The organism is Amorphus orientalis, from assembly GCF_030814015.1.
Taxonomy (GTDB): Bacteria; Pseudomonadota; Alphaproteobacteria; order Rhizobiales; family Amorphaceae; genus Amorphus; species Amorphus orientalis.
Genome location: NZ_JAUSUL010000002.1, coordinates 1,019,678 through 1,045,404, shown reverse-complemented (window position 1 = coordinate 1,045,404; position 25,727 = coordinate 1,019,678). Strand labels below are relative to the sequence as shown.

Below are 25,727 nucleotides of genomic sequence, written 5' to 3'. Positions count from 1 at the left end.
CTTTGCGGCGATTCGCAAGCTTGCCTCAAAGCCCCACGGCGTTTACCCAGATCCTATGGGCGAAACACTGATTCCCGACGGCGAGGGCATTGAAGAGGTCGACCTCAAGGCGGCCCTGGAAGAGCGCTATCTCGCCTACGCATTGTCGACGATCATGCATCGGGCGCTGCCCGACGTGCGCGACGGCATGAAGCCGGTCCACCGGCGCATCCTGTTCGGGATGCGGCAGCTGCGGCTGGATCCCGGCACATCCTTCAAAAAGTCCGCCCGCGTCGTCGGCGACGTGATGGGTAAGTTCCACCCCCACGGCGACCAGGCGATCTACGACGCGCTGGTGCGGCTCGCCCAGGATTTCGCGGTTCGCTATCCGCTGGTCGACGGGCAGGGCAATTTCGGCACCATCGACGGCGATGGCGCGGCGGCGATGCGCTACACCGAAGCGCGCATGACGGCCGTTGCCGGCCTGATCCTGGAAGGGCTCGACGAGGACGCCGTCGATTTCCGGGAGACCTATGACGGGCTGGAGCAGGAGCCGGTGGTGCTGCCGGGCTCGTTCCCGAACCTGCTCGCCAACGGCGCGTCGGGCATCGCCGTCGGCATGGCGACGAACGTGCCGCCCCACAACGTGGCGGAGCTGGCCGACGCCGCGCTGCACCTGATCAAGCATCCGGACGCGGCGACCGAGACGCTGGTCAAGATGGTGCCGGGGCCGGATTTCCCGACCGGCGGCGTCATCGTGGAAGACGCGGCGAACATCCTCGAGGCCTACCGCACCGGCCGCGGCGGGGTGCGCGTTCGGGCCCGGTGGGAGAAGGAGGACCTCGGCCGCGGCACCTGGCAGATCGTCGTCACCGAAATCCCCTACATGGTCCAGAAGGGCCGGCTGGTGGAGCGGATCGCCGATCTTCTGACGGCCAAGAAGCTGCCGCTGCTCGACGACGTGCGCGACGAGAGCGCCGAGGACATCCGCCTGGTTCTGGAGCCACGTTCCAAGACGGTCGATCCGGAACTCCTGATGGAGTCGCTCTTCCGGCTGACCGACCTGGAAAACCGGGTCCCGCTCAACATGAACGTGCTGATGGGCGGCACGGTGCCGAAGGTGATCGGGCTCAAGGACGCGCTGAAGGCCTGGCTCGATCACGTCAAGGAGGTGCTGGTCCGCCGGTCGCGCCACCGGCTCGACAAGATCACCCGCCGGCTGGAGATCCTCGACGGCTTCCTGGTCGTCTATCTGGACCTCGACCGGGTGATCCAGATCGTGCGCGAGGAGGACGAGCCGAAGGTCGAACTGATCAAGGCGTTCGATCTCACCGACGTTCAGGCGGAAGCCATCCTCAACATGCGGCTGCGCTCCCTGCGCAAGCTGGAAGAGATGGAGATCCGCAAGGAGCACACCAACCTGACCGAGGAGAAGGCCGGGCTGGAGGCGCTGCTCGCCGACGAGGACGCCCAGTGGTCCCGTGTGTCGGACAAGGTGAAGGATCTGAAGAAGACCTTCGGGCAGAACACCGATCTCGGTCGCCGCCGCACCACGTTCGCCGAGGCGCCGACGATCACCGGCGACATCGACGTCCAGGCGATGATCGAGCGCGAGCCGATCACCGTGGTGGTCTCGGAAAAGGGCTGGATCCGCGCGCTGAAGGGGCATCTGCAGGACACGTCGCAGATCGCCTTCAAGCAGGACGACCGATTGAAGCGCGTGCTGCACGCGGAGACGACGGACAAGCTGCTGATCGTGTCCACGGCCGGCCGCTTCTACACGATCGGTGCCGACAAGCTGCCCGGCGGGCGCGGCCATGGCGAACCGATCCGGCTGATGGTCGACATGGAGCAGGGCCACGACGTGGTGGACGTGCTGGTCCACAAGGCCGGACGGACGCTGCTGGTCGCCTCCACGGCTGGCCGCGGCTTCCTGGTGCCGGAAGCGGACGTGGTCGCCAACACCAAGCGCGGCAAGCAGGTGCTGACGGTGGGCGCCGGCGAGGAGGCCTACAGGATCGTGGACGCCTCCGGCGACACGGTCGCGGTGCTGGGCGAGAACCGGAAGCTGCTCGTGTTCCCGAAGGCGCAGATCCCGGAGATGAGCAAGGGCCGGGGCGTGCGCCTGCAGCGCTACAAGGACGGCGGGCTCGCCGACCTGAAAGTGTTCACCGCGGAGGAGGGGCTTTCCTGGTCCGACTCCTCCGGCCGCCGGCACGTGCGCTCGATGGAAGAGCTGCGCGACTGGCTCGGCGACCGCGCCCAGGCCGGCCGGCTTCCGCCGCCGAAATTCCCGCGCGCCAACAAGTTCGACGCGGCGGAGTAGTACGGGTCGATCGGCGGCGCATCTGCCGGCTATCTGACCCGGTCATATCCCGATTGGTTCGACCGGACCGACGAAGTCAGGGCTTTGGCATAACCAGAGCCGGGGCGAGATTGATGCCCGTGTGGTTGTAGATCGCCCAGCCGACGGCCTTGAACACGGTGTCGACCACCTGCTGCAGCAGCCGGAAAGCGGCGAGGCGCATCTCGATGAGCGTGTTCTGGAACGCCAGGCGATGAAGCCGATGCAGCCGTTTCTCTCTTTCCTCAGTGATGCGGCTTTCAGCCAATGCCTGTTTCGTCTGCAAGGCTTCCTGGGCAACGATCTCCAGTTGGCCTCTGAGATCGACCTGAACGGTGTTGAACCAGTCGCCCACACTCGCCTTCAAAGCCTCGATCAGACCATCCACGAAAGCGTCGACGGTCGACGGTTTAAAGCTTTCAAAGGTAAAAGCCATTTTCGCTTGCCTCACTGGATGACGCGGTAGGGCGTGGCACAAGTGGTCTGAGTTGCCCGATATCCAACTTTTGCCGGAAGCCCGCCGGTTCGATGATCCTCAGCCATGATCTCGATCGCCTCTATGCAGTTGTCGATGGCGAGAAGCACGTCGGTCTTGGCCTGGTCCGTCGCCAGGGGGGCCGCCCCGGCGTCGATCGCGGCTCTGGCGGTGGCGAAGTTCGCGATCGCCTCGGCGTAGGTGTCGGAGGCGGCGGCGTAGCTGGACGCCGTTCGATAGTCGCCGAGCTCGGTCTTCGCGACGAGCTGGGAGACGGTCTTATAGCCCTCGCCGATCTGGGGGACCGTGCTTTCCTGAAAGGCCGGATAGAAGACGCTGCAGGCGGAGAGCACGAGCGCGCAGGCAAGGGCCGGGACCGCTCTTCGCGCCGTTGGGGACGACGCCGTGACCGGGGCGGCGATGTCGCCCGGACGAAGGAGCCGGGGCAGGCCGTTGCGGCGGTGGTGATACGTCATCGATCGCATGAGGCTTCTCCTCTGTCAGGCCGCGAGGACGTTGGCGGATCGCAGCATGGCGCGGTCGGTGGTCGCCTCCAGGAAGGCGGTCCAGGTGTCGGAACTGGAGAGGGGGCCGAGGTTGAGTTCGCTCAGCACGGAACCTGCGATCGCGTCCGTCTCGGGCCCGTAGACGCCGTCCCGGCCGAGCGTACGGTCGAACAGGTAGAAAAGGCTGTTCTGGAGAAACAGGACGCGGCTCTTGGACATGGTGTGGAAACCGGGCGGCTCGCCGTTGTCGAAGTGGATGTGGTCCTGATGGGCGCGGTTGTAGTCGTAGGTGAGAACCGTGCCGAAGGACTTCCGCAGGACCGCTTCGATCCCGAGATAGAAATGCGGCGCGTCGGGAAAGCTGTCGGCGACCCATTTCCGGCCATCCTCGAAGACCAGGGCGTCGAGATCGAAGGTGCGGTTCTGGTGATGGTAGCTCTGTCCGCCGACGGACGGGTCGCGACCGACACCGCCGGTGAAGATCGCGGTCACCTCGCCGAGGCCGGCGGCCGCGCATTCCAGAAAGAGGCGGGCGAAGAAGCGTTCGGTCTCTTCGGCGAACTCCCGATCGATGAACGGTTCGATCGGCACGCCACGGACTCCGTAATCCTCCGGACGGACCCGGTCATAGTAGATGCCGACGCCTGCGAACTGGTCGATGCGAATGAGATCCGTCATCCGATGCCCCCCAATCGGAAACGATCGCCCCCAAGGACTGTCCGGGGCGAAATCCAATATCTCAAAGGTTGTACAATACGCCGCCTAATATCAACCAAAAAGTGTACACACTGAAAAAGCGGGGGCTGGCAGATTGGAGGCAGGGGAGGGCCGACAGGTGCAAGCGCGTGTAGCTCGGCGATCGTCCGTCGCTTTGTGCGAATTCCGAAACTCGGGATATCAGCCGCTTATTCGCCTGCCCTGTCCGACGGGGCGGGTTCGTCGCGCCTGAACACGTAGGTCTGCCCATCCTCGAGCATCAGGCTGAGAACGGTGCGCTGGCCGGTCCGGTCGGGCTGGAACGTGGCAAGCGCAAGGGGATCGGGACCAAGCGAGTCCGACAGGGATCGGAACCGGCCGGTCGGCGCCAGGGTTACGAGGAAGATGCCGTCGTTCCAGGGAGTGAGCTTGATGACGGCGCCGGTGGCGAACGCCATGGCCAGCGCGGTTCCGTCCTCGGTGACGGTCACCGCTCCCATGGCGTCGTTGCGATAGGTTCCCGTCGGAAACTCCGGCGGGCCCGACGGCTGCGACGGCGCTGCCCACCGGCCGGCTTCGTTCTCGGCGGCCGCCTTCGCGGCGCTCAGCGTTTCGGCGGCGTAATCGGTCTCCGGATTGCCCAGGAACCGGTCGAGAACCCAAAGCCCAACCGCATCCGGGAAGCCGACATTGGCCGCATTCGTCAGCACGACGATGCCGACGTCCCTGGATGGCAGGAAACCCACGAAGGCACCGAACGACAGCGTGCCGCCATTGTGCCAGACGATCTCACCGTTCGGCGTCGACTGCAGCGCCCAGCCCATCGCATAGGCGTTCTTTTCGTTCACGCCGATCCTGGCGGTCCGGGTCGCCGCGAGGTTTTCCGGCGAGACGATCTGCCGTCCCTCGAAGGTGCCGTTGCCGAGCTGAAGGCGCAGCCACCGCGCCATGTCCTCGACGGTGGAATTGATCGCGCCGGCACCGTCCAGATTGTAGGGGAACAGATCCGTAAACGGCACTTCGATGGTGCCGTCCGGCGTCCAGCGATGGCCGATCGCGTGGTTGGAGGCTGTTTCGATGGCCGTCGCATTGGCCGAGGAGTCCGCCATGCCGAGGGGCTCGAACAGGTCGCGGCGGAGGGCGTTTTCCCAGTCCGGCGCATCCTGAGCCCGGGCGACGAGCCGGCCCGCCTCCAGATGCGTGACATTCGTGTAGGTGAAGGTCGACCGGAAACTCGTCCGCGGTTCGACGAACCTCAGCGACCGGATCATCTCGTCCCGGTCGAAACCCAGGAAGCTGTAGATGTCGTTGACATAGGGCGGCAGCCCGGACCGTTGCGCGACGATGTCGAAGACGCGGAACTCCCGGGTGACCCAAGGGTCCATCAACTGGAACGCCGGGTCCAGGTCGACGACGCGGTCGTCCCAGCGGAAGGCGCCGCGGTCGACCGCGATCGCCAGCGTCGTCGCGAGAAAGGCTTTGCTGGTCGAGCCGATCTGAAAGACCGTGCGGGTATCGACCGGATCGCCGCCCTTGCGGCGCACGCCGAACGCGTTGGCGTAGACGAGTTCGTCCCCGGAGACGATCCCGACGGCCAGGCCGGGGGTGTCGAAGGCCGCCATGCCGTGCTCGATGTAGGTCTCGAGCCGCGGAACGAGATCGTCCAGGATCCTGTCGGTATCGGAATCGTCGGCCGATGCCTGGGAAACGGCGGTCAGCAGGATCAGCGAAAGGCCGACCAGACGACGCGCGGTGAACGAACACCATGAGCGTGCACGCATGGAACCACGAACCCCCATTGCCCTCGCCGCACCGCGACCGATGAGACGGTGCCGCACCTCAAACCATACAATCCGGATGGCTGCGCCACGCCTCGGTCGGTGGGTTTGGACACATCGGCGGGTTGCCGGGCTGTGCAAGGCTCACCACCGGGATAATGCGCGTCCTGCTTCCAGCATGCTCGCGCGTCCGTAAGCCGCACCCGTTGAGCGATGCGATCACGGGAACGAGAGCGCGATGCAGCCGTTGACGATAATATGGCACGTCTGCGCCCGAATTGTGGGCGAGTGTCCAACGGACCAATGGGGGAGAATAACCGATGGCAACGCGAACAAGACAGGCGGGCGCGTTCGGCGCCTGGCTCGTGTGTCTGGCCGCCCTGTTGGGGCTGATCGTATCCGCAATCAACGCCTTCAGCGCCGGCAACGGCATCGCCTTCACGCCAGGGGCCTACCTGGTCCTCGTGACGTCGGCGCTGCTTCTTGTCGGCAGCCTGTTTCTCGCGTTCGGACACCATCTGCCGCGCTGGATGGTCGTGGTGATGGCGATCCTGGTGGTGCTCGACATCCTGGGAACCGGCTTCGCCGCCTGGCTTCTGGAAACGAACGTCCTGCTGGGCGCAATGATCGCGGCCGGGATCGGCTGGCTGATCTACATCGCGATCGACCCCAGCCGGCGCGGCCATTCCACCCGTCACGCAGCGCAGGGAGCTTGATCATGACCCATCGCAACATCGCGCTCGCGCTCACCACCGCGCTCACCCTATCGCTCGCCGGCGGCGTCGCAATGGCGCAGGACGGCACCGGAAACAGCGGCGGCAACCAGAACCGGCCGGCGGCAGAGGCCGGAACCGGGCAGGACACCGGCGCGTCCGGGACCACGACATCGCCCGCCGGCCAGGGCGCCACAGTGGAGACCGGTCCTGCGGGAACTCAGCCCGGCAAGAATTCGTCCGTCCGGAAGGGGCCGGACCCGTGGATGGAAACCACCGACACGTGGGCGACCTTCAACGGCGACCTGCGCGCCCAGAAATATTCCCCGGCTGAGCAGATCACGCCGGAAAACGTCGGAAACCTGGAGCGGGTCTGGGAATATCACACCGGCGATTTCTCGGACGGCTCGGGTGACCGGCCGACCTCGGTCTGGTCGGCGACGCCGCTGTTCGTCAACGACACGCTTTATCTCGGCACGCCGTTCTACCGGATCATTGCGCTTACGCCGGATACCGGCGAGGAGAAGTGGAGCTACGACACCAAATCGCGGCTCGAGGCGCTGACGCAGCCGGCCTTGAAGAACCGCGGCGTCGCCTACTGGCAGGAGGACGAGCCGGCCGAGGGCGAGGCCTGCCAGAAGATCGTCTATATCGGGACGATGGACGCCAAGCTGCACGGCGTCGACGCCGACAGCGGCGAGCCGTGTGAGGGCTTCGGTGAGAACGGCGTCGTCGACGTCAACCAGTGGAACACGGTCAACGCCAAGTGGCCGCTGTCGCTGCTGCAGCCGCCCACGGTCTACAACGACACGCTGTTCGTCGGCTGGGCCGGCAAGGACTGGACCGATTCCGCGGCTCCTCCCGGCACGGTGTTCGCGCTGGACGCGAAGACGGGCGAGCTGAAGTGGATGTTCCACGCGCTGCCGAACGACGTCATCGAGCGGACCGGCACGGCGAACGTGTGGGCATCGATGTCGATCGACCCGGAGGAAGGGCTGCTCTACCTGCCGATCTCGTCGCCGAGCCCGAACTACTATGGCGGCAACCGGACCGAGGAGCTGCCGCTGGCAACCTCGGTGACGGCGGTCGACACGGAAACCGGCGAGGTGGTGTGGAGCCGGCAGCTCATCCACCACGATATCTGGGACTATGACACGGTGGCGCCGCCAACCCTGGTCGACATCCAGAAGGACGGCGAAACGATTCCCGCGCTGGTGCAGAACTCCAAGCAGGGGTTCCTCTACGTCCTGAACCGCAAGACCGGCGAGCCGATCTATCCGATCGAGGAGCGGGAGGTACCGGCCTCGGACGTGGAGGGCGAGCAGGCCTCACCGACCCAGCCGTGGGTGGAGACGCCCGCGCCGCTGATCGACCACGAGTTCCCGGGGATCTCCATCCTCGCCGATGCGGTGGCCTTCGGAGGCTGCACGGAGCAGTTCGAGAAGCTGCGCTATGACGGCATGTTCACGCCGCCGAGCACGCAAGGCACGCTCGCCTTCCCGCCGACGACGGGCGGCGGCCAGTGGGGCGGCGGCGCGGTCGACCCGGACAAGGGCATCTACGTGATCAACTCCAACCACGTGGCCCAGATCTATCAGCTGATCCCGCGCGCCGAGTACGAGCAGCAGTCCCAGGACGGCGAGACGTCCGGGGACTACGCCCAGGGCGACGTGCCCTATGCGTTCCATCTGGAGACGTTCCTGAACTGGGCCGGCATGCCATGCTGGAAGCCGCCCTACGGCACGATCGCCGCCTACGACCTGTCGACGGGCGAGCGCCTCTGGAACCTGCCGTTCGGCCAGGTCCAGAAGCACGGCTTCTACATGCCGAAGTCCTGGGGCTCGGTGACGATCGGCGGACCGGTGATCACCAAGTCGGGCCTGATCTTCATCGGCGCCTCGATGGACAGCCGGGTCCGCGCGCTCGACGTGGAAACGGGCGAGGTGCTGTGGCGCGACATCGTGGATGCGCCTGCCGTGTCGCTGCCGGCGGTCTACACCTACAAGGGCAAGCAGTACGTGACCTTCGCGGTGGGCGGAAACACGATCCTGCTGCCGAAAGTGAGCGATCAGGTCGTCACCTACGCGCTGCCGGACTGACCGGCCCGAAGAGCGCCAAGCTAGGGCAAACGAAAAACCCCGCGTCGGATGACGCGGGGTTTTTTTGTGTCCGGACCTCGATCAGGTCCGGGAAGCCTCACGGTCGATCAGGAGACGTTCTGGGACGCGTTCGGCGAGGCGGGCAGGACGACGACCTTGGTGCCCAGCGGCACGCGCCGGTAGAGGTCGATGATGTCCTGATTGAACAGCCGGATGCAGCCCGAAGAAACCTGGGTGCCGATGGTGTGCGGCTGTGTGGTCCCGTGGATCCGGTAGAGGGTGTCGCGGCCGTTCTGGTAGAGATAGAGCGCGCGGGGCCCGAGCGGATTGTCGGGGCCGCCGTCCATGCCGTCGGCATAGGGACCGTAGCGCTCAGGCTCGCGGGCGATCATGTCCTTGGTGGGCGTCCACCGCGGCCATTCCGCCTTGCGCTCGATTGAGGCCTCGCCGACGAAATTGAAGGCGGCCTCGCGGCCCACGCCGACGCCGTACCTGAGCGCCTTGCCGTTTTCCCGGACGAGATAGAGGAACCGGGCGCCGGGATCGACGACGATGGTGCCGGGCTTCTCCGGCGTGGAATAGGCGACTTCCTGGCGCAGCAGGCGCGGGTCGATCTTGGACACGTCGACGCCGGCGATCGGCCACGGCTCCGTTGTGATCGGGCCGTACATCGCAACGTAGTAGGGGTCCGGGCGATAGACGTTCGAGGCGGCGGTTTGAACGGTGGCCTGGTTCTGGGTGACGCAGCCGGCAAGGGCGAAGCTCGTCATGCCCAGGAGCACCGATCGTCTGCTGATCGACATTGTTACTCCGTTGGGTTCGCAGCGGTGAGGCGCAGGCGTCACCGGCATGGCACCGGAGATAACGCCAATGATGGTGAAAGGTTGGTCACCGGAGGCCGGAAAAAGGGAATCGGCTGGAGAAATCCCAAAAGAGATCGCACAGAGGAGGCCACGGCGCCGCAAACGCCTTCTCACATCCGTGCGAGCGAGGGGGTGGCGCTGACGGGCCATACGGTCCGGAACGGCACCGTCAGATGCGGAGCTTATCCGCCGCGGTCGAGGGATCGCCCGTGTTCGGCGTGCCTTCGGGCTCGATCAGCAGGAGCTCCACCTCCTCGTCGGCTACGGGACGGTGCTCGACACCCTTCGGCACGACGTAGAGGTCACCGGGACCGAGATCGACCGCGCCGTCGCGCAGCTCGATGCGCAGCCGCCCTTTCAGGACATGGAAGAAGTCGTCGGTGTCGGGATGGGCGTGCCAGACGAAGGCGCCCTTGAGCTTCACCACCATGACGTCGTGGCCGTTGAAGGTGGCCACGACCCGCGGCTTCCAGTGGTCGGAGAAGGTGGCGAGTTTTTCTGACAGGCGGACGGCCTTCGGCATCGGGGTCCCTTTCGTGACGATCACGGACCGACGGGATGCCGGAGGATGCGTGCGGCGTCTTGAACGATCCTGGCGCAGCGCGAGAGAGGGCCGGCTCAGCGGTCGATCCGCATCCGTCCCTGGCGGGCGGCCTCGACCAGCTCCTCGTGCTCGCGCTTCCGGCGCGCCTGGGCGATGACGATGATCGCGTGCAGCGACGGGATCAGAAGCAGGAAGGCGAAGGTGAACAGGGTCAGCAGCGACAGCACGATGACCAGAACGATCAGAATCAGGTTGAAGATCGCCGAGAAGATCTTGCCCTCGATCAGGAGCGCAAGCGGCGGAAGAAAGAAGGCGAGGACGTAGATCATCTTTGCTGGGCTCCGCAGACTCGGTTCGTTCCGCCGGTTCGGGAGATGCGGAACGCTTCAAGGCAAGGGGTCTGACGCGTCCGCATCGGGCGGACCGGTTGCCACCGGTGACTGTAGCTCTCCGTCAAGGCGGCGGGAAGCGTCAGATCGAGGGGATTTCGGTCGTCAAGACAGAGAAGAAACCGACCGCTACATAAGCGGTCAGTCGAGCCGCTGCCAGCCCTGGGGGCCAAGATGCTCCTGGGGGAGGAAGCGAATCTTGTAGTCCATCTTGGGCGATCCCTCGACCCAGTATCCGAGATAGACATAGGGCAGCCCCCGCACGCGCGCTCGCCGGATGTGATCCAGGATCATGAACGTTCCGAGGCTGCGCTTGGTTTCGGCAGGGTCATAGAAGGAATAGACCATCGACAGACCGTCGGCGAGAACGTCGCTCAGGGCCGTTGCGACGAGCGGCCCGTCGCCGCGTCCGCTCAAGCCGCTGTCGGGCCCGGCGCGGCGGTACTCCACCAGCATGGTGTCGACGTGGGTATCCTCGACCATCATCGCGTAGTCGAGGACCGACATCTCGGCCATCCCGCCGGCGGCGTGGCGGGAATCGAGATAGTCGCGAAACAGCGAATACTGCTCGGAGGAGGGCGCCGGCGGGATCTCTTCGCCGATGAGGTCGCGGGAATTGGCGAGGATGCGCCGGAAGGAGCGCGTCCAGTCGAATTCGTCGACGCACACGCGTACGGAAATGCAGGACTTGCAGCCTTCGCAGGCCGGCCGATAGGCGATGTTCTGGGAGCGCCGGAAGCCACCCTGGGTGAGTATGTCATTGAGGGCCGCCGCCCGGTCGCCGACCAGATGCGTGAACACCTTCCGCTCCAGACGACCGTCCAGATAGGGGCACGGCGCCGCCGCCGTCAGGTAGAACTGCGGATTGTCACTATACTGCCGCGTCATGGTCGGTCGGTCTGCTCTGCCTCGTTCGCGGGCCTTCTCACACGTGTGGCCCAATCGCTGAGATTGCGAAAGCCCATTCGACACAAGCGCATATAGGCCTTGCGCCGGGCCTACCTAGAGCATGGGTCGTTCACACTGAACTCAGCCTGAACCCAACGATGCTGCCCGAAACGCCGGTGCGGGTCGCAGCTCCGGTCGCTCACCCGGTCCCGTAGGCGAAGTCTCACGAATCCTGCGGCCAGAATGCCTCAACCGGACGGACATGGTACAGCCCGATCCCGCGAAAAATCGCCGGTTCCGCTCGACGGGTTTGTGAACCGGGTGAGCGCCGATTCTCAACCGGTATCAGCCGAGACCATAATACCACGGCGCGGCCAGGGAAAACGTGATCCACAGAAGCAGCACCAGCGGCGCTCCGGCCACCAGAAAGTCCCGGAACCGATAGTGTCCCGGACCCATGACCAGAAGGTTCGTCTGGTAGGCAAGCGGCGTTGCGAACGAGCAGTTGGCCGCCATGATCACGGCCACGACAAAGGGCTCCGCCGGCACGCCCAGCCGGGAGGCGAGCTGGATCGCCACGGGGGTGAACAGGACAGCCGCGGCGTTGTTGGTGAGGACGTTGGTGGTGGCGGCGATCACCAGGAAGATGGCCGACAGGATGATCGCCGGCGAACTGCCGTCGAGCGCGGTGACCACCGCATCGGCGAGCGCTGTCGCCCCGCCGGTGGCCTCGAGCGCGGATGCCGAAGCGATCGCGGCGCCGACGAGCATGACGATGCGGCTGTCGATCACGCGGACGGCCTGGCGGATGTTGAGGCATCCGGTGGCCAGCATCGCGAGCGCGCCGGCCATCGCGGCGACCACGATGGGGGCGAGTTCGAGGGCGGCCGAGGCTACGACGGCGGCGAAGATGGCCAGCGCGAGGGGAGCCTTGGCGCGCCGCGGAACGTCGGTCGCGGTCCAGTCCACGAGCAGCACGTCGCGGTTGCCGCGCAGCCGTTCGATCTGATCGCGGGTTCCGGCGAACAGCAGGACGTCGCCGGCCTCCATGCGGATCTCCGTCAGCGGCGTCCGCGGCATCCGGCTGCGCCGCTGGATGCCCAGCGCGACGCAGCCCGTGTCGGTCCGGAATCCGGCCTGGGGGGTGGTCCGGCCGATGAGACGCGAGCCGGGCGCGACGATCGCCTCGGCGAGGGTGACCACGCCGCCAGGCAGGGGCTGGGGCTCCGGCTCTCCGTCGGACGCCGCGTCCGGCATCATCGTGTTCTTCTGGGAGAGGATCTTTTCCAGCTTTGGCCGGGTCGCGGCGACGATGACGATGTCGCCGGCCCTGAGGGTGACGTCCTCGAATGGGGGCAGGATCGCGCGCTCGCCGCGCTGGACCAGGCGCACGGTGATCTCGGAGAGCTGCGGAAACAGCCCGGCCTGGGACTTTGCTCCGTTCAGCGGATGCCCCTCGCGCACCGGAATCTCGGCGATGAACTGGCGCCCGGCGCCGGCTCTGAGTTCGTCGGCCATGGTCCGGCGCGGCGTGAGGATGCGTGGCATCACGCCGAGGACGTAGATCGCACCGACCGCGATCAGGATCAGGGCGATCGGGGTGAAGGAAAAGAAGCCGATATCGGCCACACCCGCCCGCCGCGCCACGTCGACGGCCAGGAGGTTGGTGGAGGAGCCGATCACCGTCGCCATGCCGCCCAGGATCGAGATGAAGGAAAGCGGCATCAGCAGGCGGGACGACGACCGGCCCACGGCAGTGCCCAGCGCGGCGATGACCGGCAGAAACATGACCACCACGGGGGTGTTGTTCATGAATGCGCTGAGGAGACCGATGCAGAGGAAGGCGCCGGCAATGGCGATCCCGCCGACCCGGTCGACGGCCTTCACCATAATCCGCGCCGCTCCATCCAGGGCGTCGGTGTGAAACAGGCCCTGTCCGACAACGAGAAGCGCCAGGATCGTCAGCAGGCCCGGATTGGCGAACCCGGCGATCAGCGCGCTGGCGTCGAGGGACGACGGCCCCACACCGGCCACCGGGAAGATGATCATGTAGGCGACGATGACGCCGAGACTGATCAGTTCGATCGAGTATCGCTCGGTCGCGTACAGCACCACCGAAAAGACGATGACGCCGAAGGTCAGCCACATCGCAAGGTCGGACATCAGCGTCATGCAGGGTCCATCCCGCCACGTCGATCAAAAGGGAATGGTGCCCCGGCTGCTTCTCCGCGTCACGATCAAAGACGCGTCCGGTCGTGCAGAAGAGGCCACCGCCAAGAAAATGGCCTGGACCGGCGTTCCACCGGACCCAGGCCACATTGTCCCGGAGCGTGCCCCGTTCCACTGACAAGGTCGAAACGAAACGGACCCGCTCAAGGTCGTGAAGACAGGAGGGCATATTGGCGGGTCGACCGGGCCGCGAAAAGGTAGCCCATTCCGATTTCGGGGTCGGGCACGCAATTTCCGGCCCGGATCGGGCGCAAGGGGAGAGGTGCGGATGCCCGTTCGTCCGTTCGATCCGCCGTAGGCAGGATCAGGCGGTGGCGGGTTCGTCGTGTCCGGCCACCACCGAATCGAGCTGACGGAGCGCCGAAGAATCCACCATGACCGTGCCGAGCAGCATGTCGTGGAGCAGCCGCTTGCGGTCGGAGAAAAAGGCCACCAGCAGCACCAGCGGCGTCAGGAAGCTGACCGAGAGGTAGTAGAGGACGCCGTGGATCATGGCGAGCAGCGGATAGACCTTGCCGCCGTGCCAGAGCCGGAGCTCGATGCCCATGGCCCGCATGCCCGGCGTCGCGGAATTCGAGCCGCCCAGGGTGAAGGCGATGTAGAGGAGGGCGACGGCCGGCCAGAGAATGGCGAACAGGACCCAGGCCAGACCGAGGGTGAGGACGCCGAGAAAGAGGATCGCGATGGAGGCGGCGAACATCAGGACCGTGATCAGCACGCAGTCCATGAGGAAGGCCATGGAGCGGCGGAACCGCATGCCCTGATAGAGTTCGGGATGGGCGAACGGGTCGAAAAGGGGATGGCCGGCTTCGTAGTCCATCGCGGCGCTCATCGCGAAATCCTCCAGAAAAATCGCCATTCGTCCGCAGCCGGCCGGGGTCCGGTCGCCGCGAACGCAGCACTCAGCAGATGTGCATTGCGGCGCCGAATGTCAAAAGAACCGGGCGCGGCGCGGCCGCAGCGGCCTCAGAAATGGGATTCGGCCGCCTCCAGGCGGGTGACGGAAAAGCCCAGCCCCTCGATGGCCGTGATCAGCTCGGCGGCATGGGCCGCGTCGCGGATCTCGATGGTGAAATCGACCGAGGTTCCCTTGGCCGGCACGTTGAGAAACAGCCGGTGGTGGGACACCTCGAGGATGTTGCCGCCGAGCCGGCCGATGGTGCACGCCAGTTCGCCGAGAACGCCCGGCCGGTCCTGGATCACGACCCGCAGGGCCACGATCCGTTCGCCGCGCGCCAGCTCCCTCACCATGATGGAGGCGAGGATGCGCGCATCGATGTTGCCGCCGCACAGGACGAGGCCGACCTTGCGGCCGGCGAAGCGTTCCGGCGCCATCATGACGGCGGCGAGGCCGGCGGCGCCGGCGCCCTCGGCCATCGTCTTCTGCAGGGTGAGGTAGGCGTTGACCGCGCGCTCCAGCGAGGGTTCGTCGACCAGCATGATGTCGTCGACAAGCGCGCGGACCGCCGCATAGGTCAGCTTGCCGACATTCTTGACGGCGATGCCTTCGGCGAGCGTGTTGCCGCCGCAGGTGGGGCTTTCGCCGCGCAGCATCCCCCACATGGACGGGTAGAGGGCTGCCTCCGTGCCGACGATCGTGATGTCGGGCCGGAGTGCCTTCGCGGCAATGGCGATGCCGGAGATCAGCCCGCCGCCGCCGATGGGCACCACGAGCATGTCCAGGTCCGGCGCCTGCTCCAGCATTTCCAGGGCGATGGTGCCCTGCCCGCGGATGACGTCCGGATCGTCATAGGGATGGATCAGGGTCAGATCCTGTTCGGCGCGCAGGCGTTCGCATTCGATCTGGGACTCCGCCAGCGTCTCACCGCTGAGCACCACGCGTGCGCCGCGGGCCTGGGTGGCCTGCACCTTCACGAACGGGGTGGTCTCCGGCATCACGATGGTGGCGGGGATGCCGAGCCGGCTGGAATGGTAGGCGACCGCCTGGGCATGGTTACCGGCGGACATGGCGATCACGCCCCTGCGACGCTCCTCCTCGCTGAGCCGCAGCAGACGCACCAGCGCGCCGCGGTCCTTGAAGGAGTTGGTGACCTGCATGTTCTCGTACTTGACGTAGATCTCGGCGCCGACGAGCTGGGAGAGCTTCGGCGCCGGCAGGCAGGGCGTGCGGACCACCTGGCCGTCGATTTCGGCCGCCGCTTCCCGGATGGCGTCGAGATCGGGGAGGGGCGGAAGCGCCGTCTGCGTCAAGGTGTCGGTCACGATCGCCCTCCCGGTCCGGATCCCGTGGTCAGCTCTGTCCGCCCTGCAGCCGTTCGGCGATGCGGGGCGCGAAATAGGTGAGAACGCCGTCGGCGCCGGCGCGCTTGAAGGCCATCAGGCTTTCCATCATGACCCGATCGCCGTCGAGCCAGCCGTTCTGCACGGCCGCCATCAGCATCGCGTACTCGCCGGACACCTGGTAGGCGAAGGTCGGAACCGAGAAGTGGTCCTTCACGCGCCGGATGATGTCGAGATAGGGCATGCCCGGTTTGACCATGACGCTGTCGGCGCCCTCGGCCAGATCCAGCTCCACCTCGCGCAGCGCCTCGTTGGAGTTGCCGGGATCCATCTGGTAGGTGCGCTTGTCGCCCTTGAGCGCCGCCGAGGTGCCGATCGCGTCTCGGAACGGGCCGTAGAAGGCGGAGGCGAACTTGGCCGCATAGGCCATGATCTGCACCTGCTCGAAGCCGGCATTGTCCAGGCTCGCGCGGATCGCGCCGACCCGCCCGTCCATCATGTCGGACGGCGCGATCACGTCGGCGCCGGCCTCCGCCTGCACCAGCGCCTGGCCGCAGAGCTGGGCAACGGACGCATCGTTGACGATGTCCTCGCCCGACATCAGCCCGTCGTGGCCGTGGCTGGTGTAGGGATCCAGCGCGACGTCGGTGATCAGGCCGATCTCCGGCACCGCCTGCTTGATCGCCCGGCACGACCGGCAGACCAGATTGTTTCCGTTGAGGGCCTCGCTGCCGGTCTCGTCGCGCAGCCGGTCGTCGGTGTAGGGAAAGAGGGCGACGGCGGGAATGCCGAGCCGGGCGGCGCGTTCGACCTCGCGCACGATGTTGTCGATCGAGAGCCGGTCCACGCCGGGCATGGAGGGAACCGGATCGCGCCGGCCTTCGCCGTCGACCACGAACATCGGCCAGATCAGGTCATCCACGCTCAGGGAATTCTCGCGGACCAGCCGACGCGACCAGTCGGCCTGACGGGGCCGGCGAAGCCTGCGGCCCTGGACGATGTCGCGGACGTCGGCGGAGACGGTGAAGCGGGCGGGATCGATCGTCATTCAAGCAAACTCGTCTGGGGTCCGGTCGGACCGGGTTCGGGGAAATCCGGCTCCAAGCTAGTCCATTCGACGATCCCGTGAAACTGATGCCGCCGCGGCCGAGCGTCCCGCGCATCAAGCGCTTTGCCAAGCATGCCCAAATCGCGGTAGGGAGATCGGCGCTTTAGGCGGGGCATGAGAGCAGCATGAGCGAAGACATCCGGTTCGAACGGCACGGCCACAGCGGCCTGGTGATCCTGGATCGACCGAAGGCGCTCAACGCGCTCAGCCACGACATGATCCTGTCGCTCTACGCCAAACTTTCGGAATGGGCGAACGATCCCGACCTGCTGCAGGTGCTCGTCACCGCCGAGGGCAAGGCCTTCTGCGCCGGCGGCGACATCCGCCGGATCTGGGAACTCGGCCGGCAGGACTACGCGGCCGCGCGCAGCTTCTTTCGCGACGAATACCGGCTGAACGCCCTGATCAAGCGCTACCCGAAACCCTATGTCGCCCTGATCGACGGCATCTGCATGGGCGGCGGCGTCGGCCTGTCCGCCCACGGCTCGCATCGGGTCGCCAGCGAGAAGCTCGTCTTTGCCATGCCGGAGACCGGGATCGGCTTCTTTCCGGACGTGGGCGGATCGTTCGTGCTCTCGCGCATGCCCGGCCTGACCGGCCTTCACGCGGGCCTGACGGCCGGCCGACTCGACCTCGCCGACAGCGTCTGGGCCGGGCTGGTGACGCACCCGGTTGCCTCCGAGGCCATTCCGGGCCTCGTCGAGGCACTCCTGGGCGGCGCCGAACTGGAACCCACGCTGACAGACGCGGTCGCCGAGACGGGACCGTCCGCGCTTGCCGACCGGCAGGCCGATATCGACCGTGCCTACGCCGCGGAAAGCGTGACAGACATCATCGCCGGTCTGGAAGCAGTCTCCGAAAGCGACTGGGCGCGGGAAACGGCCGAGACGCTGCGGTCGCGCTCTCCCACGTCGCTGGCGCTGGCCTTCCGGGAGATCGCGGAGGCCGCCGACCTCTCATTCGAGGAATGCATGGTGATGGAGTACCGGATCCTGAGCCGCATCCTGAAGGGGCACGACTTCTACGAAGGGGTCCGGGCGCTGCTGATCGACAAGGACGGATCGCCCGACTGGCGGCCCGCCCGGGTGGAAGATCTCGATCCTGCGGCAATCGCCGCCCATTTCGATCCGCTGGACGGGGACGACCTGACGTTGGACTGACCAACCGGACGCCGCGTCCATTTCTGAAAGTGCCGTCATGATCGATATCGAGGCCCTGAAGGTCGATTCGCGAAAGTTCAGCTGGCGCACCGTCATGACCGTCTACATGCGGGTCCTGTCGGTGCTCTGGCTGCTGGCGGGTGTCGTCATCTGGGCCCGCATCATCGGCATCGCGCAGTTCGGTGGGATCTGGTTCTGGGAGCTGCCCGTCGAGATCCAGGTCGCGGCGGTCTATTTCGCCGTGCTCAGCCTCGTGGCGGGCGTCGGGCTCTGGCTGACGGTGTCCTGGGGCACGGTCCTGTGGCTGCTGGCGGCAGCGAGCCAGATCATCTTTCATACGGTGATGACCGACATGTTCGGCAGCAACACGCCGGCGGTGATCGGCAACGTCCTGACGGTGCTCGCCTATCTCGGACTGGTGTTCCTGATGGAGCGCGAGGAATCGAAGTGATCGCCTGCCTTGCCGGCACGCCGGAGCAGTCGGCGCACCACCGGGCGCAACCCGGGACCGGACAGGACGACGAGGGAGGAAGCTGAATGGCGAAAATCGGATTTGTCGGGCTCGGCAACATGGGCGGCCCGATGGCCGCGAACCTGGTGAAGGCGGGCCACACCGTCACCGGCCTGGACCTCGACGACGGGGCGAAGGCCCGGCTTGCCGATGCGGGCGGGCGCGCGGCCGGATCGCTGATCGAGCTGATGGGCGAGGCGGAGATCGTGATCACGATGCTACCGGCCGGAAGCCACGTTCGCTCGGTCTATATGGGCGGAGAGGGTGTGATCGCGCTGGCCCGGCCGGAAACGCTGCTCATTGACTGCTCCACCATCGACGTGCAGACGTCCCGCACAGTGGCGGCGGAGGCGGAGCAGGCCGGCCTGTTCATGATCGACGCGCCGGTCTCCGGCGGCGTCGGCGGCGCGGAGGCGGGGACGCTCACCTTCATGGTCGGCGGACCGGAGCCGGCGTTCGAGCGGGCCAAGCCGATCCTGGACGCCATGGGCAAAACGGTGGTCCATGCCGGCGGGCCGGGCAATGGCCAGGCCGCGAAGATCTGCAACAACATGGTGCTCGGCATCTCGATGATCGCGGTCTCGGAGGCCTTCAACCTGGCCGACCAGCTCGGGCTCGACCGGCAGGCGCTGTTCGACATCTCGTCGAAGGCGTCGGGGCAGTGCTGGTCGCTGACCACCTACTGCCCGGTGCCGGGCCCGGTGCCGACATCTCCGGCCAACCGCGATTACGCGCCGGGCTTCACCGGCGCGATGATGCTCAAGGACCTGAACCTCGCCCAGGATGCGGCGCGGACCACGGGTACCGCCACACCGCTTGGGGCCGGGGCGCAGCAGATCTACACCCTGCTGGCCAACGAGGGGCTTGCCGCCCGCGATTTCTCTGCGGTGATCGAGTTCCTGCGCGGCAACAAGTCGGACGAAGCGGGCTCGTAGCCCGAGGGCTGCCGATCTAAAGACCCGGGGCGCGCCGGTAGTCCTCCGGTCGCACCGGTCCGTAGAAGTCCTCCACGGCGTAGTGCTTGCCATTCTCGGTTTCGGCGAGGCCGAAGCCGTAGCGGGTCACTTCCGGCTTCAGGATGTGGGCCCGGTGGCTCGGGCTGTTCATCCACTGTTCGTGGAGCTGCCGCACGGATGCCGCGTCGGCCGGAACGGCACAGCGGAAGCAGCGCGCGATGTTCTCGGCGAAATGGCCGAGCGGAGAGCCGCCGGCCTTGGCGTAGCGCTCGGGCGGTCCGAGGCCCAGAAGAGAGGTGTGGGCGTAGTAGTTGCGCCGGCGCATGTCGTTGGCATGAGCCTGGGCGGCCCTGTTGAGGGCAGGGTCCAGGGTGAGCGGTGGCAGACCTTCCCGGGCACGCGCGTCGTTCACGAGGGCCAGGCTCTGCTGGCGCAGGGCCGGGAGATTGGAGCCGCCGGCGATGTCGAACGACCCGCAGGCGGCCACAAGAAGCGCGAGCCCGGCCGCACATGCGAACCGGGCCGTTTTGCGCGCTCTGATGCGAATCGGCGTGTGAACCATCGGGGGATCTCGCCGCAGCTTCACGCCGATCGCAAGGCCGTTGCTACGGCTTCTCGACCGTGACCGGGTCGGAAGTCAGCCGGAACCGCGGCGTCTCGAGCACGAAGACGACGCTGTCGTCGGCGCTCGCCCAGGAGGGCAGAGTGACGGTCTCGCTCAGCGTTCCGTCGCTGTCGGTGGTCGCCGTCTGGATCACCTTGTACTCGGCCTCCGGCGGACCCGCGCCGATCTCGACCTCGGTCTGGCCAGGGAGGCCGGATGCGCTGATCGTGACCGTGCCGTCCGCGGCAACCGTTGCCGGATCGACGAGCATGTTGGGTCCGGCCGCCGCGGGCGCCTCGACGCCGGGCAGGCCGACCCGCGAACCGAAGCTCTGCAGGTCGCTCTTCAGCTCGGGATTCTCGTCCAGATAGTCCTGCACGGACTGGCCGGCGCGTTCCGCCGCACCCTGGATCTCCTCGCCGGCACGGTCGAGCGCGCCCCGGGCGCGATCCATCCAGCCGCCACCGCCGAGGGTCGCGGGCAGGTTCACGACGGTGCCGGGGGCGGCGTCCTCCGCCGTCAGGCCGGGGTTGGCATCGTTGATCTCGGCCATCGTCACGTCGCAGCGCGCGGCCAGGTCGGCGAGGGTCTCGCCGGTGCGCACGGTGGCTTCCGCGCCGCAGCTCGACTGGGCGCTGGCGGGAACCGCGAGCGGGACGAGGAGCAGCGCGGCGAGGCCGGTTGTCCTGAGGCTGGTCAGAGGCGTCATTGCGGGGGCTTCCTTCCTTTTCGTTGCAAGGGGAGCTTAGTCGATGTCGACGACCTACTTGTTACGGCGTCCGATGCGTTCGGGATCGACCTTTCCGATCCGGTTCGGGTCGTTCTCCACGTCGCCTTCGAACGTGTTGTCGCCTTCGATGTCTTCCGGATCCGCCTTGCCCATGTCGGCGCCCTTGGAGCGCCCGATGCCAGGATCCTGGTTCAGGTCCCGATCCGGAGGGGTCGGCCGTTTCGGATGCTTGGAGTGTCCGCTCATCTTTTCCTCGACCTTGAGGTTTCGGCGTTTTCGCGTGCCTTCGGAACGGCTTGCGGACGGTCCTGGTTCCGGAGCGCGCGGCAGAAATGCAACAGCTCCGCGATTCACCAAGCGTTCATCCTGTCTCTTAAGGAGGCCTTTAAGGCGAGACGCGAGGGTGGCCCCACGGCACGCACGCAGAACAAGACAGTGCGGCCCGTCAGGAGGCTCAGACATGACCATGCACATCGGCGCCCCGGCCCGGCCGGCCGCGCTCACCATCGATGACCTGAAGCCGGTCTATCTCGAAGCCGTGAAGCTCGTCGAACGGGTTCACCGCCGCTTCCTCGACGTCGTGAAGGACGAGTTCGACCGGCTCGGCCGCACCGACGTCTCCAACGTCCAGGCGGTGCTGATCTACTATATCGGCGACAGCGCGGTGACGGCGAGCGAACTCAAGACGCGCGGCTACTATCTCGGCTCGAACGTCTCCTACAACGTCAAGAAGCTGGTCGAGCAGGGGCTGGTCCGTCAGGAACGATCCGAGTCCGACAAGCGCACGGTACGGCTGACCCTGACCGACGAAGGGCAGGAGATCGCCGCCGTCGTCGAGGCTCTCTTCGATCGCCACGTGCGCACCATGACCGCCGTCAGCGCCATCGATCCCAACGACCTCCAGTCGATGACCCAGAACCTGCAGCGGCTCGACCGCTTCTGGCAGGATCAGATACTCTACCGGCTCTAATCCCCTACAATCTGACGGTTTTCGCCCGATTCGAGCGTTGCGGCCACGGCACGAAGGCCGAGGTCCGCGCCCTGTAGGCGGCGTAGTCGGGCCGCGCGTCGAGCAGATGGCGCTCGGTCAGGGGCGCCGAAACCGTCACCATGACCAGCGTCAGCAGGACCGGTCCGGCGAAGGCCCAGAGCGCGCCGGACACGCCGTAGGCGGCGATCGCCAGTCCGAACCAGAGGACGGCTTCACCGAAATAGTTCGGATGGCGGCTCCAGGCCCACAGGCCGGACGCCAGCGTGGTGCGGGCGATCTCCGAGTCTGCCCGATGGCGAGCGAGTTGCCGGTCCGCGATCCATTCGATGGCAAGACCGACGGCGAAGAGGCACAGACCGGCCACCACCAGGGCGGTTTCGGCCGCCTCGGCCGGAAAGAGCAGTGCGGCGTGGACGGGGGCGGCAATCAGCCATTGCAGCACGCCCTGCAGCAGGAAGACCGTGAACAGGCTGCGCCACCAGAAGGACGGTCCGACCGTCTCCCGCATCCGGCGATAGCGCGGATCCTCCCCGTGGCTTCTGTTGTCGCGCTGCGCCAGATGCAGCGTCAGACGGGCTGCCCACAGGACGACGGCGCCGGCGATGGCAAGGGCGGCGGGGCTGGCAGCGCCCGCCAGGGCAAGCTCCGCGAAAGCGATGACTGCGAAGCCTGAGCCCCAGTAATAGTCGACCACGCCGGCGTCTTCCTTGCCGACATGAATTCGCCACATCAACGTGAACATCAGCAGGGTAATCAAAAACGTGACGGCCAGTGCCAGGGGCTGCGAGGCGGCCATGTCATCTCCCGCGCGTTAGAAGAGCTGCGCTCGTCTGCTGAAGTTTTCACCCATTCGTGATGGCGTTTTGTGCCGGCAGCGACCTGGGCGGCTCGTTGTTTGTTAACCTCGTCCGTGGTACCTCTTCAGGTAGATATGGCCACGTTCGGCTGTTGCATTTGGAGTGTCTAAGATGACCCTACGCGCGGTATTCGCGGGTGGATCAGGAGCCTTCGCCGGCGCACGGCGTCTTGCCGTGGGCGCCGCCGTTCTCGTGGGCCTCATGGTCGCCGGGCCGGTGCAGGAGGCTGCGGCCCAGGGGTCGACCCCGCTGCAGGCGCTCCAGAACTACAAGGTGCGCGCCGAGTGGGCCGACAAGTTCGATGCGACGCTGCCCGCGGTGAACGCGGTGAAGTCGTCGTCGCCGACGCTCTCTCCGGAAACCGCCAGCTATATCGAGCAGGCGATCCAGCGCTACGGCCAGATCGTGGCCCAGGGCGGCTGGCCCCAGGTGCCGCCCGGTGAACCGACGCTTCGTCTCGGCGTCAAGAACGCCAAGGTCCAGGTCCTGCGGCAGCGCCTGATGATTTCCGGCGATCTGAGCCAGACGGCAGGGTCGGCGCAGACATTCGATTCGTACGTGGACGCGGCGGTGCGGCGCTTTCAGCTGCGCCACGGCCTGAACCCGGACGGCGTGGTGGATCAGGCGACCCTGAACGCGCTGAACGTTCCTGCCCAGGTGCGCCTGCGCCAGCTCGAGACCAATCTGGTCCGGGTGCGCTCCATGTCCGGCTATCTCGGCGACCGCTACGTGATGGTGAACATCCCGGCGGCCGAGATCGAGGCGGTCGAGGACGGCCGCGTGCGTTCGCGCCATACTGGCGTGGTCGGCAAGGTCGACCGTCCGTCGCCCGTGCTGTCGAGCAAGATCCACGAGATCAATTTCAATCCGTACTGGACCGTTCCGGTCTCCATCATCAAGAAGGACCTGATCCCCAAGATGAAGGAGGATCCGGAGTATCTGACCCGGAACAAGATCAAGATCTACCGGTGGGGCAACACCGACGAAGAGCTGATGCCGACCGAGATCGACTGGAACACCGACGAGGCCGCCCAGTACATGTTCCGGCAGGAGCCGGGTGAGGGGAACTCGCTCGGAACCGTGAAGATCAACTTCCACAACCAGCATCAGGTCTATCTGCACGACACGCCGGCGAAGAACCTGTTCGGTCAGGACTTCCGCTTCCATTCGTCCGGCTGCGTCCGTGTGCAGAACGTGCGCGAACTGATCACCTGGCTTCTGGAAGGCAACGACTGGACCCGGGCCCAGGTGGACGAGACGATTCGCTCCGGCGAACAGCTCGACGTGCCGGTGAAGACCCAGACCGCGATCTATTTCAGCTACATCACCGCCTGGGCGACGGCGGACGGCGTGGTCCATTTCCGCCAGGACATCTACGATCGCGACGGCGCCGAGGGCCTGGCTCTCCGCTAGGATTTGGAGCGGCCGGACCCTTCGAAACCGACGATCTTCGAAACGCCCGCGTCCGAACCGGCCGCGGGCGTTTTTCGTGCGTGCGACGCGGCCGCGCGGGACAGCGCCGGCTGTTGCAATGCGGGGCGGCGGCCACTATCGTCCGCCAACACCGCGCGGGTGTCGCAATCAAGATCGCTGCCTGCGCCGGCTGGGCTTACATTCGCTGCGCTGACGATCGCGCTGAGCCCGTCGTTTTCGTAGGAAAGGGCAGGTGTTCTCGCTTCGACCGGAAGCCCCGCGCTGTGTTCGCCGGGACATCGCCCACGTCCCCGATCCGAAAGACGGAAGACCATGACCATGCAGAGTTCCACGTCCGCTGCCTTCGAGCCGAAGGAAGAAGGATTTTTCACCAAGCCGCTCGCCGAGGTCGATCCCGATCTGTTCGGCGCGATCGAGCAGGAGCTCGGTCGCCAGCGCCACGAGATCGAGCTGATCGCCTCTGAGAACATCGTCTCGCGCGCGGTTCTGGAGGCGCAGGGCTCGGTCCTGACCAACAAGTACGCCGAAGGCTATCCGGGCCGGCGCTACTATGGCGGCTGCCAGTTCGTCGACATCGCCGAAAATCTCGCGATCGAGCGCCTGACGCGCCTGTTCGACTGCAGCTACGCCAACGTCCAGCCGAATTCCGGCAGCCAGGCCAATCAGGCGGTCATGCTGGCGCTCGCCAGCCCCGGCGACACCGTGCTGGGCATGAGCCTTGACGCCGGCGGCCATCTGACTCACGGCGCCAAGCCGAACCTCTCCGGCAAGTGGTTCAACGCGGTCCAGTACGGCGTCGGCCACAACTCCGGCCTGATCGACTACGATCAGGTCGAGAAGCTCGCCGACGAGCACAAGCCGAAGATCATCATCGCCGGCGGATCGGCCTATTCGCGCACCATCGATTTCGCGAAGTTCCGCGAGATCGCCGACAAGGTGGGCGCGTACTTCATGGTCGACATGGCCCACTTCGCCGGCCTGGTCGCCGGCGGTGTGATCCCGAGCCCGATCCCGCACGCCCACGTGGCGACGTCGACGACGCACAAGACGCTTCGCGGCCCGCGCGGCGGCATCGTCGTCACCAACGATGCCGACATCGCCAAGAAGATCAATTCGGCCGTGTTCCCGGGCCTGCAGGGTGGGCCGCTCATGCACGTGATCGCCGGCAAGGCGGTTGCCTTCGGCGAGGCGCTCAAGCCGTCCTTCAAGCTCTACGCCCGCCAGGTGGTCGACAACGCCAAGGCGCTCTCGGAGACGCTGAAGGGCAACGGGTTCGACATCGTGTCCGGCGGCACCGACACGCATCTGGCGCTCGTCGATCTGCGCCCGAAGGGGATCACCGGCAAGGCGGCGGAAGTCTCGCTCGGTCGCGCCGGCATCACCTGCAACAAGAACGGCGTGCCGGGCGACCCGGAGAAGCCGACGGTCACCTCCGGCATCCGTCTGGGAACGCCGGCGGCGACGTCGCGCGGTTTCGGCGTCTCGGAGTTCCAGGAAGTCGGTCAGATGATCACGGAAGTGGTCGACGGTCTCGCCCGCAACGGCGAAGACGGCAACGAGGCCGTGGAGAAGGAAGTCCTCGGCCGCGTCCGCACGCTGACCGACCGCTTCCCGATCTATCCGGGTCTCTAA

The 25,727-nt window shown here is 66.4% G+C and carries 25 protein-coding genes and 1 pseudogene; 9 read left to right on the top strand and 17 right to left on the bottom strand.

Going from position 1 to position 25,727, the window contains the following annotated elements; genetic code table 11:
• Positions 1 to 55: 55 nt before the first annotated feature.
• Positions 56 to 2,305, top strand: a complete 2,250-nt coding sequence (gene parC / locus J2S73_RS12645; protein ID WP_306885901.1) for a DNA topoisomerase IV subunit A — start codon at positions 56 to 58, stop codon at positions 2,303 to 2,305.
• Positions 2,306 to 2,381: 76 nt separating this feature from the next.
• On the opposite strand, the gene J2S73_RS12640 is transcribed toward parC, so the two are convergent.
• The 4 genes from J2S73_RS12640 to J2S73_RS12625 form a co-directional block, all read right to left on the bottom strand.
• Entirely contained in the window at positions 2,382 to 2,759 is a 378-nt protein-coding gene (locus J2S73_RS12640) for a hypothetical protein (protein ID WP_306885900.1), read from the bottom strand.
• Between the two features lie 11 nt (positions 2,760 to 2,770).
• Positions 2,771 to 3,283, bottom strand: a complete 513-nt coding sequence (locus tag J2S73_RS12635) for a hypothetical protein (RefSeq protein ID WP_306885899.1) — start codon at positions 3,281 to 3,283, stop codon at positions 2,771 to 2,773.
• A 15-nt stretch (positions 3,284 to 3,298) separates the two neighbouring features.
• Positions 3,299 to 3,982 carry an extensin family protein gene (locus tag J2S73_RS12630; RefSeq protein ID WP_306885898.1) on the bottom strand — a complete coding sequence of 228 codons (684 nt, stop codon included), beginning with the start codon at positions 3,980 to 3,982 and terminating at the stop codon, positions 3,299 to 3,301.
• A 227-nt stretch (positions 3,983 to 4,209) separates the two neighbouring features.
• Positions 4,210 to 5,781 (bottom strand): serine hydrolase, encoded by a 1,572-nt coding sequence (locus J2S73_RS12625; protein WP_306885897.1) that lies wholly within the window; start codon positions 5,779 to 5,781, stop codon positions 4,210 to 4,212.
• Between the two features lie 317 nt (positions 5,782 to 6,098).
• On the opposite strand from J2S73_RS12625, the gene J2S73_RS12620 reads away from it, so the two are divergent.
• Together J2S73_RS12620 and J2S73_RS12615 are read left to right on the top strand one after the other, a co-directional pair.
• Positions 6,099 to 6,494, top strand: a complete 396-nt coding sequence (locus tag J2S73_RS12620; RefSeq protein ID WP_306885896.1) for a hypothetical protein — start codon at positions 6,099 to 6,101, stop codon at positions 6,492 to 6,494.
• A gap of 2 nt (positions 6,495 to 6,496) precedes the next feature.
• Positions 6,497 to 8,590 (top strand): pyrroloquinoline quinone-dependent dehydrogenase, encoded by a 2,094-nt coding sequence (locus tag J2S73_RS12615; protein WP_306885895.1) that lies wholly within the window; start codon positions 6,497 to 6,499, stop codon positions 8,588 to 8,590.
• A 107-nt stretch (positions 8,591 to 8,697) separates the two neighbouring features.
• Here J2S73_RS12615 and J2S73_RS12610 read toward each other — a convergent pair whose 3' ends face one another.
• From J2S73_RS12610 to hemB, 8 genes and pseudogenes are all read right to left on the bottom strand, one after another.
• Positions 8,698 to 9,393, bottom strand: coding sequence for a L,D-transpeptidase (locus J2S73_RS12610; protein ID WP_306885894.1), 696 nt, complete (start codon positions 9,391 to 9,393; stop codon positions 8,698 to 8,700).
• Between the two features lie 229 nt (positions 9,394 to 9,622).
• Positions 9,623 to 9,823: pseudogene (locus J2S73_RS21685) on the bottom strand (cupin domain-containing protein); the annotation flags it as partial.
• Positions 9,824 to 10,071: 248 nt separating this feature from the next.
• Complete coding sequence (locus tag J2S73_RS12600) at positions 10,072 to 10,326, bottom strand: hypothetical protein (RefSeq protein ID WP_306885892.1); 255 nt, start codon at positions 10,324 to 10,326, stop codon at positions 10,072 to 10,074.
• Positions 10,327 to 10,527: 201 nt separating this feature from the next.
• A complete protein-coding gene (locus J2S73_RS12595) occupies positions 10,528 to 11,274 on the bottom strand; it encodes an arginyltransferase (protein ID WP_306885891.1) in 747 nt (248 codons plus the stop codon).
• Between the two features lie 345 nt (positions 11,275 to 11,619).
• Positions 11,620 to 13,446, bottom strand: a complete 1,827-nt coding sequence (locus J2S73_RS12590; protein WP_306885890.1) for an SLC13 family permease — start codon at positions 13,444 to 13,446, stop codon at positions 11,620 to 11,622.
• 361 nt (positions 13,447 to 13,807) lie between these two features.
• Positions 13,808 to 14,362, bottom strand: coding sequence for an RDD family protein (locus J2S73_RS12585; RefSeq protein WP_306885889.1), 555 nt, complete (start codon positions 14,360 to 14,362; stop codon positions 13,808 to 13,810).
• A 107-nt stretch (positions 14,363 to 14,469) separates the two neighbouring features.
• Positions 14,470 to 15,726: a threonine ammonia-lyase gene (locus J2S73_RS12580; protein WP_306885888.1), complete on the bottom strand. Its 1,257-nt coding sequence runs from the start codon at positions 15,724 to 15,726 to the stop codon at positions 14,470 to 14,472.
• Positions 15,727 to 15,754: 28 nt separating this feature from the next.
• Positions 15,755 to 16,792 (bottom strand): porphobilinogen synthase, encoded by a 1,038-nt coding sequence (gene hemB, locus J2S73_RS12575; protein ID WP_306885887.1) that lies wholly within the window; start codon positions 16,790 to 16,792, stop codon positions 15,755 to 15,757.
• 185 nt (positions 16,793 to 16,977) lie between these two features.
• Between hemB and J2S73_RS12570 the strand changes: the two genes are divergently transcribed.
• The 3 genes from J2S73_RS12570 (at position 16,978) to mmsB (ending at position 19,458) form a co-directional block, all read left to right on the top strand.
• Entirely contained in the window at positions 16,978 to 18,012 is a 1,035-nt protein-coding gene (locus J2S73_RS12570; protein ID WP_306885886.1) for an enoyl-CoA hydratase/isomerase family protein, read from the top strand.
• A 37-nt stretch (positions 18,013 to 18,049) separates the two neighbouring features.
• Positions 18,050 to 18,463 carry a DUF6163 family protein gene (locus tag J2S73_RS12565; RefSeq protein WP_306885885.1) on the top strand — a complete coding sequence of 138 codons (414 nt, stop codon included), beginning with the start codon at positions 18,050 to 18,052 and terminating at the stop codon, positions 18,461 to 18,463.
• An 86-nt stretch (positions 18,464 to 18,549) separates the two neighbouring features.
• Positions 18,550 to 19,458 (top strand): 3-hydroxyisobutyrate dehydrogenase, encoded by a 909-nt coding sequence (gene mmsB, locus J2S73_RS12560; RefSeq protein ID WP_306885884.1) that lies wholly within the window; start codon positions 18,550 to 18,552, stop codon positions 19,456 to 19,458.
• 16 nt (positions 19,459 to 19,474) lie between these two features.
• Here mmsB and J2S73_RS12555 read toward each other — a convergent pair whose 3' ends face one another.
• Genes J2S73_RS12555 through J2S73_RS12545 form a run of 3 tightly spaced genes read right to left on the bottom strand, consistent with a single transcriptional unit; the run spans position 19,475 to position 21,059 of the window.
• A complete protein-coding gene (locus J2S73_RS12555; protein ID WP_306885882.1) occupies positions 19,475 to 20,041 on the bottom strand; it encodes a CAP domain-containing protein in 567 nt (188 codons plus the stop codon).
• 43 nt (positions 20,042 to 20,084) lie between these two features.
• Positions 20,085 to 20,792 (bottom strand): LysM peptidoglycan-binding domain-containing protein, encoded by a 708-nt coding sequence (locus J2S73_RS12550; protein WP_306885881.1) that lies wholly within the window; start codon positions 20,790 to 20,792, stop codon positions 20,085 to 20,087.
• A 54-nt stretch (positions 20,793 to 20,846) separates the two neighbouring features.
• A complete protein-coding gene (locus J2S73_RS12545; protein ID WP_306885880.1) occupies positions 20,847 to 21,059 on the bottom strand; it encodes a hypothetical protein in 213 nt (70 codons plus the stop codon).
• 214 nt (positions 21,060 to 21,273) lie between these two features.
• On the opposite strand from J2S73_RS12545, the gene J2S73_RS12540 reads away from it, so the two are divergent.
• Positions 21,274 to 21,783 (top strand): MarR family winged helix-turn-helix transcriptional regulator, encoded by a 510-nt coding sequence (locus J2S73_RS12540; RefSeq protein ID WP_306885879.1) that lies wholly within the window; start codon positions 21,274 to 21,276, stop codon positions 21,781 to 21,783.
• A gap of 4 nt (positions 21,784 to 21,787) precedes the next feature.
• On the opposite strand, the gene J2S73_RS12535 is transcribed toward J2S73_RS12540, so the two are convergent.
• Entirely contained in the window at positions 21,788 to 22,600 is an 813-nt protein-coding gene (locus tag J2S73_RS12535; RefSeq protein WP_306885878.1) for a DUF1295 domain-containing protein, read from the bottom strand.
• Between the two features lie 172 nt (positions 22,601 to 22,772).
• Here J2S73_RS12535 and J2S73_RS12530 point away from each other — a divergent pair, with 172 nt between their 5' ends.
• Positions 22,773 to 24,074, top strand: a complete 1,302-nt coding sequence (locus tag J2S73_RS12530) for a L,D-transpeptidase family protein (protein ID WP_306885877.1) — start codon at positions 22,773 to 22,775, stop codon at positions 24,072 to 24,074.
• On the opposite strand, the gene J2S73_RS12525 is transcribed toward J2S73_RS12530, so the two are convergent.
• Complete coding sequence (locus J2S73_RS12525) at positions 24,071 to 24,415, bottom strand: hypothetical protein (RefSeq protein ID WP_306885876.1); 345 nt, start codon at positions 24,413 to 24,415, stop codon at positions 24,071 to 24,073. The two genes, J2S73_RS12530 and J2S73_RS12525, sit on opposite strands and share 4 nt — an antisense overlap.
• Between J2S73_RS12525 and glyA the strand changes: the two genes are divergently transcribed.
• The gene (glyA, locus tag J2S73_RS12520; protein WP_306886315.1) at positions 24,414 to 25,727 is read left to right on the top strand and encodes a serine hydroxymethyltransferase; all 1,314 of its coding nucleotides are present in this window, start codon (positions 24,414 to 24,416) and stop codon (positions 25,725 to 25,727) included. The genes J2S73_RS12525 and glyA overlap by 2 nt on opposite strands.